Raw genomic sequence first — 15,623 nt, 5'->3', positions numbered from 1 at the left:
CTGCGGAGGCGGCGGTCCCGGAGATTACTCGGCCGGGCGGCCCGGGCATCGGCCGCCGCACATATCGCGTCCACCCGGCCCTTGGGCCACAGGTCCGTCCAGCGCGCTGCTCGTCCTCTTCGTGCCGCTGAGCCCGCCGCGCTACAACAAAGACGGGGGCCCGGCCCCCGACAGAACGTGTTCAGCCGTCCGGATCTTCGCGGTGCAGCGCGATGGCCGTCACGATGAGTCCTCGGTCGACCTGCCAGCGCCCGTCGAAGCCTGTGAGCGGGGTGCGGGCGACCTCCGGTCCCGGCACCAGGAGGCGGGCGTGGAAGGTGCCCGACTCCGGGTCGATCTCAAGCGACGCCTGCGGGAAGTCCAGCTCGCGGCCGGTGAGCGGGAACCACGCCTTGAAGACGCTCTCCTTGGCGCTGAAGATCAGCCGGTCCCAGTGCACGGCGGGGCGCAGCGCCGTCAGGTGGCGCACGTGCGCCCGCTCACCGGCTGACAGGACCATCTCGACGACGCCCGCGCTCGGCAGCGGAAGGTTCGGTTCGGCGTCGATGCCGACCGTCACCACATCCCGCGCGTGCGCCATCGCCGCCGCCCGGTACCCCCGGCAGTGCGTCATGCTGCCGACCACGCCGCGCGGCAGCTGCGGGGCGCCGCGCACTCCGGGCAGGATCGGCGCGGGCGCGTGCCCCAGGCGGCCGAGCGCGGCACGGGCCAGGCCGCGTACGGTGGTGAATTCCCGTCGGCGCTCAGGCACCGCCCGCTGAATCAACTCGGCTTCCTCGGGGAACAGTTGACCGGTCCCCGGGTCTCCGAACGCCTCGGCGGTGACCACGGGGGCCGGGAGCAGAGAACCGATCACGCGTCGACCCGCCCGACGGTCGGGCGGCCGGTCCTGGGGGCGGTGGTGAGACGCACGGGCGTCATCCGTTCAGGGCGGTGATGTGATCCCGTACGGCCTCGGTGACGGCTACGGCGTGGGTGTTGAGGTAGAAGTGCCCGCCGGGGAACGTCCGCAGCTCGAACGGGCCGCTCGTGTGCTGGGCCCAGGCGCGGGTCTCCTCGACGGTCGCCATCGGGTCGCTGTCGCCGAGCAGCGCGAGGACCGGGCAGGGCAGCGCGGGACCGGCCTGATGGCGGTAGGTCTCCACCGCCTTGTAGTCGGCGCGGATCACCGGCAGGAACAGCGCGCGCAGTTCGGGGTCCTGGAAGGCGCGCAGATCGCTGCCGCCCAGCCGCTCCATCTCCGCCACGATCCCGTCGTCGTCGCGCTGGTGCACCGACTCCTGCCGCACGCTGGTGGGCGAGCGGCGGCCGGAGACGATGAGGGAGAGCGGGGCCGCTCCGTCCTGGGCGAGCAGCCGCGCCACCTCGTAGGCGACCATGGCGCCCATGCTGTGCCCGAGCAGGGTCAACGGGCGGTCCGCCCAGGGACGCAGCGCCGCCGAGACCTGGCGCGCCAGCTCCTCGATCGAGGCCGACGGGGGCTCGGTCCTGCGGTCCTGGCGGCCGGGGTACTGGACCGCGAGCACGTCGATCTCCGGCGACAGCATCCGGGAGACGGGGTGGAAGTAGCTGGCGGCGCCGCCCGCGTACGGAAAGCAGACGAGCCGGTTCTTGGCGTCCGGGGCCGGGTGGTAGCGCTGGATCCAGTCGCTTTTGTGCTGCACGCTGCTCGTCACTCAACTGCCCCTCGTGTGTGTGGCCTACCCGGCGAAGGCTTTCATCCGGGCCTGACCGGGCCAACCCCTAACCGGCCCCACCTAGGGGGTGTCTGGTGGACCATGGCCGGGGCCGACCCTGATCCACCAGACACCCCCTAAGGGTTGCGCGGCACGAAAATGAGGTCCCACCGCCTCAGGAGGCGGTGGGACCTGGCCGGACAGTCGTACGGGGGATGGACTCCCGGCCCTTCGGGTTGGCTTGTGCGGGGTCGGCGTACCTGCTCCCGCGTGGGTGCTAGGCGGCGGCGGTGGCGGCTTCCACCGGGCGCAGCTTGGTGGCCCGCCAGGCCGGCAGCAGGGTCGCGGCGAAGGTGATCGCCACCGCCCCGGCCACCACCGCGAGGTAGATCCACACCGGTACGGAGGGGACCACCCGGTCGAGCTTGGCCACGCTGTAGGGGAAGAGCGTGATGGTGGCGGCGACGGTGCCGAGCAGCACACCGACGACGGCCGTCAGCACACTTTCCAGGCTCATCATCGCCATGACCTGGCGCCGCGTGAAGCCCGTCAGCTGCTGGAGACCGAACTCCCGGCGGCGTCGGCCGGTGGCCGCGATCAGGGTGTTCACCACGGAGATCGCGGTGTATCCGACGATCATGCCGACCACCAGGTAGTTGATGGTGGCCAGTTGCTGCTGGCCCTCGGTGCGTCCGGCGACCAGCGCGGCGCTGTCGGTGACCTCGACGCCCGGCTGGTCCTTGACCAGCGCCGTTACCGCGGCGGTGACCTGTGCGGCGTCGGCGCCCGGGGCGTGGCGCACCAGGATCTGGCTCGCCGCGCCGTCGGTGGTGTGGGCCGCGAGCAGCGAGGAGGGCAGCAGCAGCGCCGTCGTCTCGCCCTCCGCGCGGTAGGTGGCCACGACCTTCACCTTGGCCTGCGTGCCGTCTCCCAGCCGCAGCGTGACGGACGTTCCCACCCCGCTGCCCAGAGTCGACGCGTAGTCGACGGGCAGCGCGACGCTGTCACCGCGCAGGTCGTCGAGTGATCCGGCGGCGGCCCGCACCGAGAGGTTCCTGATGTCACCGACGGCCTGGAGCGGCCGGCCGTCACTGGTCTGCTCGGCGTCCTCGGGGTTCTGCATGAACCCGGTGCTCGTCACGTAGTCCGACGCGGCCTCGACACCCGGCACCTGGCGCACCCGGCTCAGCGTGCCGGGGGCGATGGGGCCGGTCTTGGAGGTCAGGACCTCGTCGGCCCGCAGGATCCCGGTGTGCGCGGAGCGGTTGGAGGCGTCCTCGATCTGCTGCATGTACAGCGTGCCGGTGGCGATGCCGGTGAGGAGGATGATCGGGGTGATGGTGGCGGCCATCCGGATCGTGTGCGCCCGGGAGTTGAGCACCGCCATCTGTCCCGACAGACCGCCGAGGGCGCGCAGCGGGCCCTGGAGCAGCGCCACGATGATCTTGGTGAAGCCGGGGGCGAGCAGCGCGAGACCGATCGCCCACATGATGCAGGCCGGTCCCGCCGTGCTGGCCGTCAGATCGCCCTTCATCATCGTCATCGTCATCACGGCCATGCCCGCGCCGCCGACCAGGAAGAGCACCGAGAGGATGATCCGGGTGCGGGTCAGCCAGCGGCCCTCCATCGACGACTCCGCAAGCGCCTCGGTGGCCCGCGTCTTGGCGATCTTCCGTGCGGTGATGTACGCGGCGCCGACCCCGGCGAGCAGCGAGGCGAGCACGGCCACCACGGCCGGCACCACGCTCAGCCGGAACTCGACGGCCCCCGAGACCATCCCGGCGGACACCAGCTTGTCGAAAAGGAGCTCGCTGAGCAGCGCGCCGGGCAGGCAGCCCAGCACTGACGCCACGATCGCGACGAACAGCGTCTCGCCCAGGATCATGCGGCGCAGCTGTCGCGGGGTGGTGCCGATCGCCTTCATCAGGGCCATCTCGCGGTGGCGCTGCTGGACGGTCAGACCCAGCGTCGAGGACGCCCCGAACATGGCGACCAGGATCGCCCAGCCGCCGAAGATCGCGGACAGGGTGATGAGGCTCTTCTGGCTGGCGGCGGCCTGCGGGAACTCCGCGAGCCCCCGGTTGTCGCCGGTCAGCGTGACGACCGCCGAGCCCTTGGCGGCGTTCTTGACCAGGGTGGCCAGGTCGGCCACGTCGGTGCCCGGCTTGGGCAGCACACCGACCGCGTCCGCCGTGCCGGGCCGGCCGCTCAGCTCGCCGGCCCGCTTGTCGGTGAAGAACACCGCGGGCTGCGACGCCGTACGGCCACCGGCCTGCTTGACGATTCCGCTCAGCCGGAACTCCTGCGTCCGGCCCGCGGCCACGACGCTCACCCGGTCGCCGACGGAGGCGCCCGCCCGCGTCGCCAGTGCGGTGTCGAGCACCACGTCACCGGCCGACTGCGGCTGGGAGCCCGAGGCGAGGGTGTAGGGGGTCAGCTGCGCCGAGTCCCAGCCGTGGCCGAGCGGACGGTGCTCGGTGGCGGTCGCGTTGTCGGACAGGTCCGTCACCGGACGTCCGTCACGGACGACCGCGACCGGGAAGGACACATCCGCGATGGCCTTCTCCACCCCGGGCACCGCCGCCACGGCGCGTACCTGGGCCGCGTCGAGCCGTACCCGCTCGGCCAGTTGGGAGCCGTCGTACGTCTGGTCGCCGGTCACCACCAGGGGGGCCGCGGCCAGGCGCTGAGCCGGCACGGCGTCGCGGACGCCGCTCTCCATGAGACCGCCGCACGCCATGACGAGGGCCGCGCCGAAGAAGATGGCGATGAAGGTGGCCACGAATCCGCCCTTGCGGAACCGCAGCGTACGCAGAGCCAAGGACCACATCAGTACGTGCCTCCGGCCGTGTTGCGCACCTGCTGGCCGTAGGCCACCGGCTCCTCGTCGGCCCAGGCGCCCAGACGGGTCATCCGCTCGGCGACCACCTCGGCCGTCGGGTTGTACAGGTCGCCCACGAACCTGCCGTCGGCGAGGAAGACCACCCGGTCCGCGTACGAGGCGGCCACCGGGTCGTGCGTCACCATCACGATCGTCTGCCCCAGCGCCCGTACCGACTCCTGCATCAGACGCAGCACTTCGCGTGCGGTGCGGGTGTCGAGCGCGCCGGTCGGCTCGTCGGCGAAGACCACGGCGGGACTGGTGACCAGGGCGCGGGCGATCGCCACGCGCTGCTGCTGGCCGCCGGAGAGCTCGGCGGGACGGCGCCCCATCCGGTCGCCCAGACCCACCCGCTTGATCACGTCGTTCACCCGGGCTCGGTCCGGCCTGCGGCCGGCGAGCTTCAGCGGAAGCGTGACGTTCTGGAGCACCGTGAGGGCCGGCAGCAGGTTGAAGGACTGGAAGATGAAGCCGATGCGCTCGCGCCGCATCTTGGTCAGCGTGGTCTCGTCGTAGCCGCTCAGGTCCTCGCCGTCCAGCAGGACCGTGCCGGACGTCGGCCGGTCCAGCCCCGCCGCGCAGTGCAGGAAGGTGCTCTTGCCCGAACCGGACGGGCCCATCACGGCGGTGAAACTGCCGCGCTGGAAACTCAGGCTCACGCCGTCGAGCGCGGTCACCGCGTTGGCGCCCTCGCCATAGACCTTGCGAACCGCGTTCAGTCGTACTGTGTCGTCGACTGCGGTGGTGTCCATTCGAAGCTCCCTGTCACTGTCGCGTGGTGGACGCGATCACGACAACCACGCTACGGACGGGGAGCGGCAGGGCCGATGGGTCTGTGTCCACAAGGGGGGTGGAGAAAACTCCACCCCTGACCTGGGTTCTTCTCCACTGTTTCGCGCACGGTTCACACGCGACCCTGTAAGTACCGTGACACTGGGCACGGTCACGGGAGTCCGGTCGGTCACCGCCCGCGCGTGCTGCATCATGAGGCTCGCGGGAGGAGTGCGCTTCCGGGACCATCCGGACCACAGGAGGTTGGAGCGAGTTGTCCAAGGTTTGGGCCGATCGGTTACCGGCGTCGTCACGACGCGGCCTGGGGGAGCGGCTGCGCTGGTGCGCACGGGGTCTGGTGGTCGCCGTGCTCTCCCAGGTCGGCAGCGTCGCCCTGTTCACCGTCGCCGTGATCACGCTGGCCGCGCTGATCGTGGGCGTGGGTTTCCTCATCCTCCCCGTCGTCATGATCGCCGTACGCGGACTCGCCAACTTCCACCGGCGCACGGCCGGCCAATGGGCGGGCGTCACCATCGAGGCGCCCTACCGGCCCACCGAGCTGGACGACCCCTACGACACCGCCGGGTCCTTCAAACACTGCCGCCAGCTGCTCTCCGACCCCGCCACCTGGCGCGATCTGCTGTGGACCATGCTCGACGGGCCCGTGGGTCTCATCCTGGGCCTGCTGCCCGCCGCGCTCGTCGCCTACGGCCTCAACGGCATGTTCGTCACGCCCCTGTTGTGGCAGAGCATGGGCCCGCACTGGGGCTTCGGCGTCACCTGGTTCATCACCGACCAGACCTCGGCCAACCTCGCCATCCCGCAGGGCATGGTGTGCGTGGCGCTCGGCCTGCTGATCGCTCCCTCGCTCGGCCGGCTGCACGTCCGCTTCAACCGGTTGCTTCTGGCCCCCACCCGCAACGCGCGGCTCGCCCTGCGGGTGGAGCGGCTGACCGAGACACGCTCGGAGACCGTGGAGTCCCAGGCGGCCGAACTGCGGCGCATCGAACGGGACTTGCACGACGGCGCCCAGGCACGACTGGTGTCGCTCGGCATGAGCCTCGGGCTCGCCGACACCCTCCTGGAGAGCAACCCCGCCATGGTGCGCAAACTCCTGGCCGACGCCATGGAGTCCAGCAGCCAGGCGCTGACCGAACTGCGCGACCTCGTGCGCGGCATCCACCCGCCCGTCCTGGCCGAACGCGGACTCGACGGCGCCGTACGGGCGTTGGCGGTGGGTCTGGCCGTACCGGTCGAGGTGGACATCGACCTGCCGTCCCGGCCCCATCTGCCGGTCGAGTCGGCCGTGTACTTCGTCATCGCGGAAGCCCTGGCCAACATCACCAAGCACAGCGGCGCGCGCCGTGCGAGCGTGCGCCTGTGGTATGCGGAGGGCAGACTGCGGGCCCGGATCGGCGACGACGGACGCGGCGGCGCCGACCCCGAGGGCGGCAGCGGCCTGCGCGGACTCCAGCGCCGCCTCGCGGCGTTCGACGGCGAACTCGACATCAGCAGCCCCGTGGGCGGACCGACCCTAGTGACGATGGAGCTTCCGTGCGCGTTGTGATCGCCGAGGACCTTGCCCTGCTGCGGGAAGGGCTCGTTCAGCTGCTCACCGCCCACGACTTCGAAGTGATCGAAGCGGTGGACAACGGCCCCGCCATGCTGCGCGCCCTGCTCGAACACCGCCCCGACGTGGCCATCGTCGACGTACGCCTGCCGCCGACCTTCACCGACGAAGGACTCCAGGCCGCCGTCCAGGCCCGCGCGCAGGTGCCGGGACTGCCCATTCTGGTGCTCTCCCAGCACGTCGAGCAGATGTACGCGCGCGAGCTGCTGTCCGACCAGAACGGCGGCGTCGGCTATCTGCTCAAGGACCGCGTCTTCGACGTGCGCCGCTTCATCGACATGGTCCGCCAGGTCGCCGCAGGCGGAACCGTCATGGACCCCAAGGTGGTGTCCGAGCTGATGATCAAGCATGACACCGAGACGAGCCCCGTGCACAACCTGACCGAACGCGAACGCGAAGTGCTCGGCCTCATGGCCGAAGGGCGCTCCAACGCGGCGGTCGCCGCCAAGATGTTCGTCTCGGAGAAAGCGGTCAGCAAACACACCAACAGCATTTTCACGAAGCTGGGACTCGCCGCGTCGGGCGACGACAACCGGCGCGTACTCGCCGTACTCGCCTACCTCAACGCGTAGGCGCGGAACCAGCAGCCAAGCAGGAGCGGAACACGCCATGAGCAACGCCGACCCAGCGCCGATACGACCGGCCACGAGGGCCGGGCGGAAACAGTGGACGGGCCTAGCCGTCCTCATCCTCCCCGTCCTGCTGGTCTCCCTCGACATGCAAGTACTGTCCTACGCGCTGCCGTTCATCAGCGGTGAGTTACGGCCGAGCAGCGCCCAACTCCTCTGGATCGTCAACATCTACCCGTTCGTCCTGGCCGGGTTGCTCCTGACCATGGGCTCGCTCGGGGACCGCATCGGCCGCAGACGGCTCCTGATGCTCGGCGCCGTCGTCTTCGGAGCGGCCTCGCTGCTCGCCTGCTCGGCCACCGGGCCGGCCATGCTCATCGCCACCCGGGCCCTGCTCGGACTCGGCGGCGCCACCCTGATGCCCTCCACCCTGTCCCTGATCCGCAACATGTTCAGCGACGACGGGCAGCGCAGGATCGCCATCGCCGTGTGGACCGGCGCGTTCGCCGCCGGAGCCATTCTCGGCCCGCTCCTCGGCGGCGTACTCCTCGAACACTTCTGGTGGGGATCGGTCTTCCTGGTCAATCTGCCCGTCATGGCGCTGCTGCTCGTGCTCGCGCCGCCGCTCCTGCCGGAGTCGAGGGCCGAGAAGCCCGGCAGGTTCGACCTGTTGAGCGCCGCGCTGTCGCTGGCCGCAGTTCTGCCCGCCGTCTACGGCATCCAGCAAATCGCCGAGGACGGCGTGAGCGTGCTGCCCCTTGCCCTGTTCCTCGCGGGGCTCGTCATCGGCTGGTACTTCCTGCGCCGCCAGCGCGGCCTGGCCGAACCCCTCCTGGACGTACGGCTGTTCCGGTACCGGGTGTTCAGCGCCGCCGTCGCCACCAGCGTGCTCGCGATCTTCTCACTCGTCGGCTCCGGCCTCTTCACCTCCCAGTATCTCCAAATGGTGCTCGGATTCGGGCCGTTGGAGGCCGGCCTGTGGGCGCTGCCCGCCGCCGGGGCTGCCCTGGTCAGCTCGGCGACGGCCCCGCTGCTCGCCCGGTTCGTACGCCCCGGGGTGGTCGTGACGGGCGGCCTGGTGGTCGCGGCCGCCGGATACGGTGTGCTCTCCCAGCTCCATGCCGACTCCGGTGTCGGGGTGCTCGCGACCGGCACCGTGGTCATGGCCGCCGGCATCACGGCCGTCATGACCACCACATCCGACCTGGTCATCGCCGCCGCCCCGGCCGACCGCGCGGGATCGGTCTCCGGCCTGTCCCAGACCGCCACGGAGTTCGGCGGCGCGTTCGGCATCGCCATCCTGGGCAGCATCGGCACCGCCGTCTACCGCTACGACGTGGCACACCAGGTTCCTTCCGGACTCTCGCACGCGGCGGTCGGGGCCGCGAAGGACACCCTGGGCGGCGCGCTGGAGACCGCCCGGCAGCTGCCGCCGCGCACCGGCGCCGAACTGCTCGACGCCGCGCGCGAGGCCTTCGCACACGGGCTGCGCGTCGCCTCCTGGACGGCGGCCGCTCTGTTGCTCGCGATGGCCGTGACCTCGCTCGTACTGCTGCGCAACGCGCGCTCCGTCGCTCCACAGACGGCGGCCCCCGCCGCCGAAGCGCCCGCCGGGACGGACAGCGTCGCAACTACGGGCAGCGGCTGACACATCTGACACAACGGAAGGCCGGCCACCGAATTCCTCCGGTGGACGGCCTTCCGTTTGTGCCCCGACTCAAGCGATTCCCGCCCGAAACCCCTGCGGACAGCGGGCGGGCGCTGTCCGCAGGGGGGCCGTCAGTCGGCGTCGAGCTCGCTGTCGAGCAGATCGAACAGCTCGTCGGCCGAGACCGATTCGAGCGCCGCCCGGTCGTCGGCCAGCGTCCGTGTCCCCTCGTCGGCGGGCCGCGAGATCTCGCTCCACCGCACGGTCAGGGCCCGCAGCCGCGCCGTGATCCTCGCGTGCTCGGCCTCGTCCGGCGCGGCGCCACTCATGGCCGCCTCAAGACCGGCGAGTTCGTCCTCCAGGGACGGCCCCGCGGCGGCCTCGTCGTCCACCAGCTCCGTACGCAGATGACGAGCGGCGGCCAGCGGAGTGGGGTGGTCGTAGATCAGCGTGGACGGCAGCCGGAGCCCGCTCGCGGCGCCCAGCCGGTTGCGCAGTTCGAGCGCCGTCAACGAGTCGAAGCCCAGCTCCACGAAGCCACGCAGCGGATCGACCGCATGGCCGCCGGCGTGACCAAGAACCTCGGCCGTGTGACGGCGCACCAACCCCAACAGCGTACGTTCCTGCTCCTCGGCGGAGAGCGACGCCAACCGGCCGGCCAGCTCGTCACCCAGGGACTCGGCCTCCGTAGCGGAGCCGCTGTCCACGGCACGGCGGGGCGTGGTGCGCACCAGAGCGCGCAGCAGCGCGGGTACGCCATCGGCGCCACCGGCGGCCCGTGTCGCCGCGGGTTCGAGCGCCATCGGAAGCAGGACCGCGCGACCGGGCGCGCCCTGCCCGGAACCGGCGCGGCCGATGTCGCCCTGGGCGAGCGCGGCGTCGAACTGGGCCAGGCCCTCGTCCACCGACAGCGCCCGCATGCCCGAGCGTGCCATCCGCCGGACATCGGCGTCGGCGAGCTGGTCACCCATGCCCGTCTCCGCGTCCCACAGCCCCCACGCCAAGGAGAGACCCGCGAGTCCCCGGGCACGACGGTGCTGGGCCAGCGCGTCCAAGAAGGCGTTGGCGGCAGCGTAGTTGGACTGCCCGGCCGCCCCCAGCGTCCCCGCCGCCGAGGAGAACAGGACGAACATCTTCAGCCGCGCGTCCGCCGTCAGACGGTGGAGGTTGAGCGCGGCGTCCACCTTGGGACGCAGGACGGAAGCGAACCCGTCGGACGTCATCGACGCCAGCGTCGCGTCACCCAGCACGCCGGCGGCATGCACGACACCGGTCAGCGGCCGATCGGCCGGAATGTTGGCGAGCGCGGCGGCCAACTGGTCCTCTTCAGAGGCGTCACAGGCCACGATGTCGACGCTCGCGCCGAGTTCCGCCAGCTGCGCGGCGAGCTTGTCGGCGCCCTCGGCGGCGGGACCGCGACGGCTCAGGAGCAGCAGGTGGCGCACGCCGTGCTCGGTGACCAGATGACGGGCCAGCACCCGGCCGAGGCCACCCGTGCCCCCGGTCACCAACACCGTCCCGCCGAGGGCGAGTTGGTCGCCCGTAACCTCGGACAGGTCACCGGTACCGGCGGGTGTGGGCGTGGAGGCGACGCGCACGAGCCGGGGGGCGAACGCGGCGCCTTCGCGCAGGGCGATCTCCGGCTCGCGGTCGGTGCCCGCGGCCAGCGAGGCAGCCGTCAGAGCCTCCTGCGACTCCGGCGTACCGTCCACGTCCACCAGGGTCACCCGGCCGGGATGCTCCTCACGCACCGCGCGCATCAGACCCCATACCGCCGCCCCCGCGAGGTCGAGTACGTCCTCTACGTCCTCACCGGGGCGGGACACGGCGACGCCGCGCCGGGTCACGACCACGAACCGGGACGCCGCGAACCGCTCGTCCACCAGCCACCGCCGCAGGAGCGCGAGCACGCGCCAGGCGGTGTCGCGCACCACGTCAGGGGTGCCGGGCGAGGCCGCTTCGGACTCCTCGGCGCAGTGGATCACAATGACGTCCGGCGCCGCTTCCAGTTCACTGAACTCGGCTTCAGAGCAAGTGAGTTGCTGGACCGTCGAGGACCCGGTGCCGTCGCCGTCCGTGGTGGCCGGACGCGATACCGGCGCCCAGTCGATGCCGAACAACGGCTGGCTGCCGCCCTGGGAGCGTACGGCGCTGAGCAGCTGCTCGGGGCTGAGGGGACGCAGCACGAGGGAGCGTACGGAGGCCACCGGCTCGCCGTGCGGGTCGGCCACCTCGACCGACAACGTGTTCTCGGCCGGACGGGTGATGCGTACGCGCAGCTTGGTCGCGCCGGTCGCGTGCAGGGTCACACCCTCCCAGGCGAACGGGAGCAACATGCCCGACGGGTCGTCCTCGGTGTCGTCGCCGCCCAAATCGGCGGCGTGGAGTGCGGCGTCGAGAAGAGCGGGGTGGAGGGCGAAGGTGGTGGCGACTTGGTGGGCGTGCGGGGGGAGCGTGATCTCGGCGTAGGTGGTGTCGTGGTCGCGCCAGGCGGTGTGGAGGCCTTGGAAGGTGGGGCCGTAGTCGTAGCCGTGGTCGGCGAGGTGTTGGTAGGCGTGGTGGAGGGGGATGGGGCGGGCGTTGGGGGGCGGCCAGGGGGTGGGGTCGGGTGTGGGGGTCGTGGTGGGTTGGGGGGCGAGGGTGCCTTGGGCATGTTGGGTCCAGGGCGTGTCGGTGGTGGTGTGGGGGGTGTCGGGGCGGGTGTGGATGGTGAGGGTGCGGTGATGGCGCGGGTCGGGGGGCCCGACGGTGACTTGGAGGTGGAGGGGTTGGTTAGGGGTGAGGATGAGGGGGGAGTGGAGGGTGAGTTCTTCGAGGTGGGGTGTGCCGGTGTGGTGGCCGGCGTGCAGGGCGAGTTCGACGAGTGCGGTGCCGGGGAGGAGGGTGGTGCCCATGATGGTGTGGTCGGTGACCCAGGGATGGGTGTGGGTGCTGATGCGCCCGGTGAGGATGGCTTCGTCGGTGCCGGCGCGGTGGAGGATGGCGCTGAGGAGGGGGTGGTGGGTGGCGGTTTGGCCGAGGGTGGTGATGTCGCCGGCGGTGGGGGCGGGGTCGAGCCAGTAGCGCTGGCGCTGGAAGGGGTAGGTGGGCAGGTCCACGTGCCGGGTGGGGGCGTTTGTGTGGAGCGTGGGCCAGTTGACGGTGTGGCCGGTGGTCCAGAGGCGGGCCAGGCCGGTGAGGGTTTCGGTTTCCTCGGGGCGGTTGCGGCGCAGGAGCGGGATGAAGGTAGCGGTGGTGGTGTCGTCGTTGAGGGTGCCTTGGGCCATGGCGGTGAGGACGGCGTCGGGGCCGATCTCCAGGAACGTGGTCGCGCCTTCGGCGGCCAGCGCCTGGATGCCGTCAGCGAACCGTACGGCTTCGCGGGCGTGGGTGACCCAGTACTCGGGGGAGGTCAGCTGATCGGGTGTGGCGGTGTGGCCGGTGACGTTGGAGACGATGGGGATGCGGGGCTCGTGGTAGGTGAGTCCCGTGAGTACGTCTCGGAAGTCGTCCAGCATGGGGTCCATGAGGGGGGAGTGGAAGGCGTGGGAGACCTTGAGGAGGGTGGTCTTGCCGCCTTGGGCCCGTACCGCTTCCACGACCTTGTCCACGGAGGTGGCGGCGCCTGAAACGACCACCGCGCGCGGCCCGTTGACGGCAGCGATGGCCACGTCCTCGATGCCTTCGAGGAGTGTGAGGGCTTCCTCCTCGGTGGTCTGGAGGGCGGCCATCACGCCGCCCTCGGGCAGGGCCTGCATGAGCCGTCCGCGCGCCGCGACCAGGGTGCAGGCGTCCGCGAGCGAGAACACACCGGCCGCGTGGGCGGCGCTGATCTCACCGATGGAGTGACCCGCCACCACATCCGGCCGCACACCCAGTGACTCCGCCAGCCGGAACAGCGCGGTCTCAATCGCGAACAGGGCGGGCTGTGCGTACGCCGTCTGGTCGAGCAGCGCCGCCTCAGCCGACCCTTCCTCCGCGAACAGCACGTCCTTCAATGGGCGGTCCAGGAGCGGGTCCAGGAGCGCGCACACCTCATCAAGGGCGGTCGCGAACACCGGGAAGGCGGCGGCCAGTTCACGGCCCATTCCGACGCGTTGGGCGCCCTGCCCGGTGAAGAGGAACGCCAGCCGGCCCTCAGCCCGGACGTCGCGTACGACACCCGGGGCCGTCTCGCTCGACGCCAACGCCCGCAAGCCAGCCAGGAGTTCATTGCGATCCGAGCCCACGACCACCGCGCGGTGCTCCAGCTGCGCCCGCGTCGTGGCCAGTGCCACCCCGACGTCTGCCGGGTCCGGAGCGTCGGCACCTTCCAGCAGGCCCACCAGACTCGCGGCCTGCGCGCCGAGGGCCGTGCCTGTGCGGGCGCTGAGCGGCAGTGCCAGCACCGCCGTGTCCCGCCGAGGCACCTCGTAGGACGCGCCGTCGGGTTCGGCGGCCGTGGTCGGAGCCGGGGCCTGCTCCAGGATGACGTGGGCGTTCGTGCCGCTGATCCCGAAAGAGGACACACCCGCACGACGGGGCTCGTCGTTCGGCCAGTCCACCGCCTCGGTGAGCAGTTCGACCTGTCCGGCCGTCCAGTCCACGTGCGGGGTCGGCTCGTCCACGTTGAGGGTCTTGGGCAGGACGCCGTTGCGCATGGCCATGACCATCTTGATGACGCCGGCCACACCGGCCGCGGCCTGCGTGTGACCCAGGTTCGATTTCACCGAACCCAGCCACAGCGGGTCCTTGTCCGTGCGGTTCTGGCCGTAGGTGGCCAGGAGCGCTTGGGCTTCGATGGGGTCGCCGAGGACGGTTCCGGTGCCGTGTGCTTCGACGGCGTGGATGTCGGTGGGGTTGAGTCCGGCGTTGGTGAGGGCCTGGTTGATGACGCGTTGTTGGGACGGGCCGTTCGGTGCCGTGAGGCCGTTGCTGGCGCCGTCTTGGTTGACGGCGGAGCCGCGTACGACCGCGAGGACGCGGTGCCCGTTGCGCTGGGCGTCGGAGAGGCGTTCCACCAGCAGGACGCCGACCCCCTCGGACAGGCTCGTGCCGTCCGCCGCGCCCGCGAACGCCTTCGTCCTGCCGTCCGGAGCCAGATTCCGGGCCCGGCTGAAGTCGATGAACGTCTCCGGCGTGAACATCACCGAGACGCCGCCCGCGAGTGCGAGTGAGCACTCGCCGCCCCGCAGCGCCTGCACCGCGAGATGCAGGGCGACCAGGGATGAGGAGCAGGCGGTGTCGACGGTGACGGCGGGGCCTTCGAGGCCGAGGGTGTAGGAGACGCGTCCGGAGGCGACGCTGCCGAGGCTGCCGTTGCCGAGGTAGGTGTCGACGCCGTCGGGCAGGGGGGAGTTGCCGAGGCGAGTGGCGTAGTCGTGGTACATGATGCCCGCGAAGACGCCGGTGCGGCTGCCACGGAGCGTGTGAGGGTCGATCCCGGCCCGTTCGAGCGCTTCCCAGGACGTTTCCAGGAGCAGGCGCTGCTGGGGGTCGGTGGCGAGTGCTTCGCGCGGGGAGATGCCGAAGAACTCGGCGTCGAAGTCGGCCGCGTCGTGCAGGAAACCACCCTCGGCGGTGTGGCTGGTGTTGGCCCGCAAGCCGCTGGTGTCGCAGATCTCCGCGATGTCCCAGCCCCGGTCCTCGGGGAAGGGCGAGATCCCGTCGCGCCCTTCGGCGAGCAACTGCCACAGTTCTTCGGGAGAGTTGATGCCGCCGGGGAAGCGGCAGCTCATGCCGACGATGGCGATGGGCTCGTCGAGGGACGAGGCCGCCGTGGCGGCTCCCGGCGCCTGGGACGCGTCCGAGCCGATGAGTTCGGCGCGCAGGTACTCGGCCAGCGCGGTCGGCGTCGGATGGTCGAAGACCAGGGTGACCGGCAGCCGGATCCCGGTGGCCGTGCCGAGGCGGTTGCGCAGTGCCACGGCGGCGAGGGAGTCGAAGCCCAGCTCCTTGAACGCGCGGTCGGGGGCGACGGCGTCGCCGCTCTCGTGGCCGAGGATGCCGGCGACGTGCGTACGGACCAGGTCGAGAAGCAGCCGGTCGCGCTCGGGGGCGGCCATCCGGAGCAGCTGGTCGGCCAGCGTGTCACCGCCGTCCGCCGCGGCCGCGATGGCACGCCTGGTCACCGGGCGTACGAGCCCGCTCAGGAGCGGCGGCAGGTCGCCGGGCCGGTCGCGCAGCGCCTTGAGGTCGAGCCGGATCGGCAGCAGGACGGGGGCCGAGCCGGATACGGCGGTGTCGAAGAGCGCGAGGCCTTCCTCCCCGGAGAGGCCGCGCACACCGGACTTGGCCATCTGCTCGACGTCCGCCGCGCTCAGATGGCCGGTCATGCTGGTGTGCTGGCTCCATAGGCCCCAGGCGAGGGAGTGTGCGGGTTGGTTGTGGTGGGCGCGGTGGGTGGCGAGGGCGTCGAGGAAGGCGTTGGCGGCGGCGTAGTTGGCTTGGCCTGCGCCGTCGAGGGTGGCGGCGGCGCTGGAGTAGAGGA

At 71.4% G+C, this 15,623-nt stretch carries 8 protein-coding genes; 3 read left to right on the top strand and 5 right to left on the bottom strand.

The window, feature by feature from the left end:
- Window positions 1-181: 181 nt before the first annotated feature.
- From ACFYM2_RS04135 to ACFYM2_RS04120, 4 genes are all read right to left on the bottom strand, one after another.
- Complete coding sequence (locus tag ACFYM2_RS04135) at window positions 182-856, bottom strand: 4'-phosphopantetheinyl transferase (protein ID WP_388833149.1); 675 nt, start codon at window positions 854-856, stop codon at window positions 182-184.
- 61 nt (window positions 857-917) lie between these two features.
- Window positions 918-1,676: a thioesterase II family protein gene (locus ACFYM2_RS04130; protein WP_388456328.1), complete on the bottom strand. Its 759-nt coding sequence runs from the start codon at window positions 1,674-1,676 to the stop codon at window positions 918-920.
- A gap of 277 nt (window positions 1,677-1,953) precedes the next feature.
- A complete protein-coding gene (locus ACFYM2_RS04125) occupies window positions 1,954-4,506 on the bottom strand; it encodes an FtsX-like permease family protein (RefSeq protein ID WP_388833147.1) in 2,553 nt (850 codons plus the stop codon).
- Window positions 4,506-5,309: an ABC transporter ATP-binding protein gene (locus ACFYM2_RS04120; protein ID WP_388456332.1), complete on the bottom strand. Its 804-nt coding sequence runs from the start codon at window positions 5,307-5,309 to the stop codon at window positions 4,506-4,508. Before ACFYM2_RS04120 ends, ACFYM2_RS04125 begins: the two co-directional genes overlap by 1 nt.
- Before the next feature lie 386 nt (window positions 5,310-5,695).
- Between ACFYM2_RS04120 and ACFYM2_RS04115 the strand changes: the two genes are divergently transcribed.
- From ACFYM2_RS04115 to ACFYM2_RS04105, 3 genes are read left to right on the top strand one after another with little or no spacing between them, the layout of a single operon-like run.
- The gene (locus ACFYM2_RS04115) at window positions 5,696-6,895 is read left to right on the top strand and encodes a sensor histidine kinase (RefSeq protein WP_388833144.1); all 1,200 of its coding nucleotides are present in this window, start codon (window positions 5,696-5,698) and stop codon (window positions 6,893-6,895) included.
- Window positions 6,883-7,530 (top strand): response regulator transcription factor, encoded by a 648-nt coding sequence (locus ACFYM2_RS04110; protein WP_359008476.1) that lies wholly within the window; start codon window positions 6,883-6,885, stop codon window positions 7,528-7,530. Before ACFYM2_RS04115 ends, ACFYM2_RS04110 begins: the two co-directional genes overlap by 13 nt.
- Before the next feature lie 37 nt (window positions 7,531-7,567).
- Window positions 7,568-9,175, top strand: coding sequence for an MFS transporter (locus ACFYM2_RS04105; RefSeq protein ID WP_388833141.1), 1,608 nt, complete (start codon window positions 7,568-7,570; stop codon window positions 9,173-9,175).
- Window positions 9,176-9,306: 131 nt separating this feature from the next.
- Here ACFYM2_RS04105 and ACFYM2_RS04100 read toward each other — a convergent pair.
- A partial coding sequence (locus tag ACFYM2_RS04100; RefSeq protein WP_388833138.1) for an SDR family NAD(P)-dependent oxidoreductase occupies window positions 9,307-15,623 on the bottom strand: 6,317 nt, incomplete at its 5' end.

Origin of the sequence: Streptomyces sp. NPDC006711 (genome assembly GCF_042869775.1) — a bacterium.
In the GTDB taxonomy this organism is placed as follows: domain Bacteria; phylum Actinomycetota; class Actinomycetes; order Streptomycetales; family Streptomycetaceae; genus Streptomyces.
The sequence above is the reverse complement of the archived record's forward strand: the minus strand, read 5'-3'. Positions and strand labels throughout refer to the sequence as shown.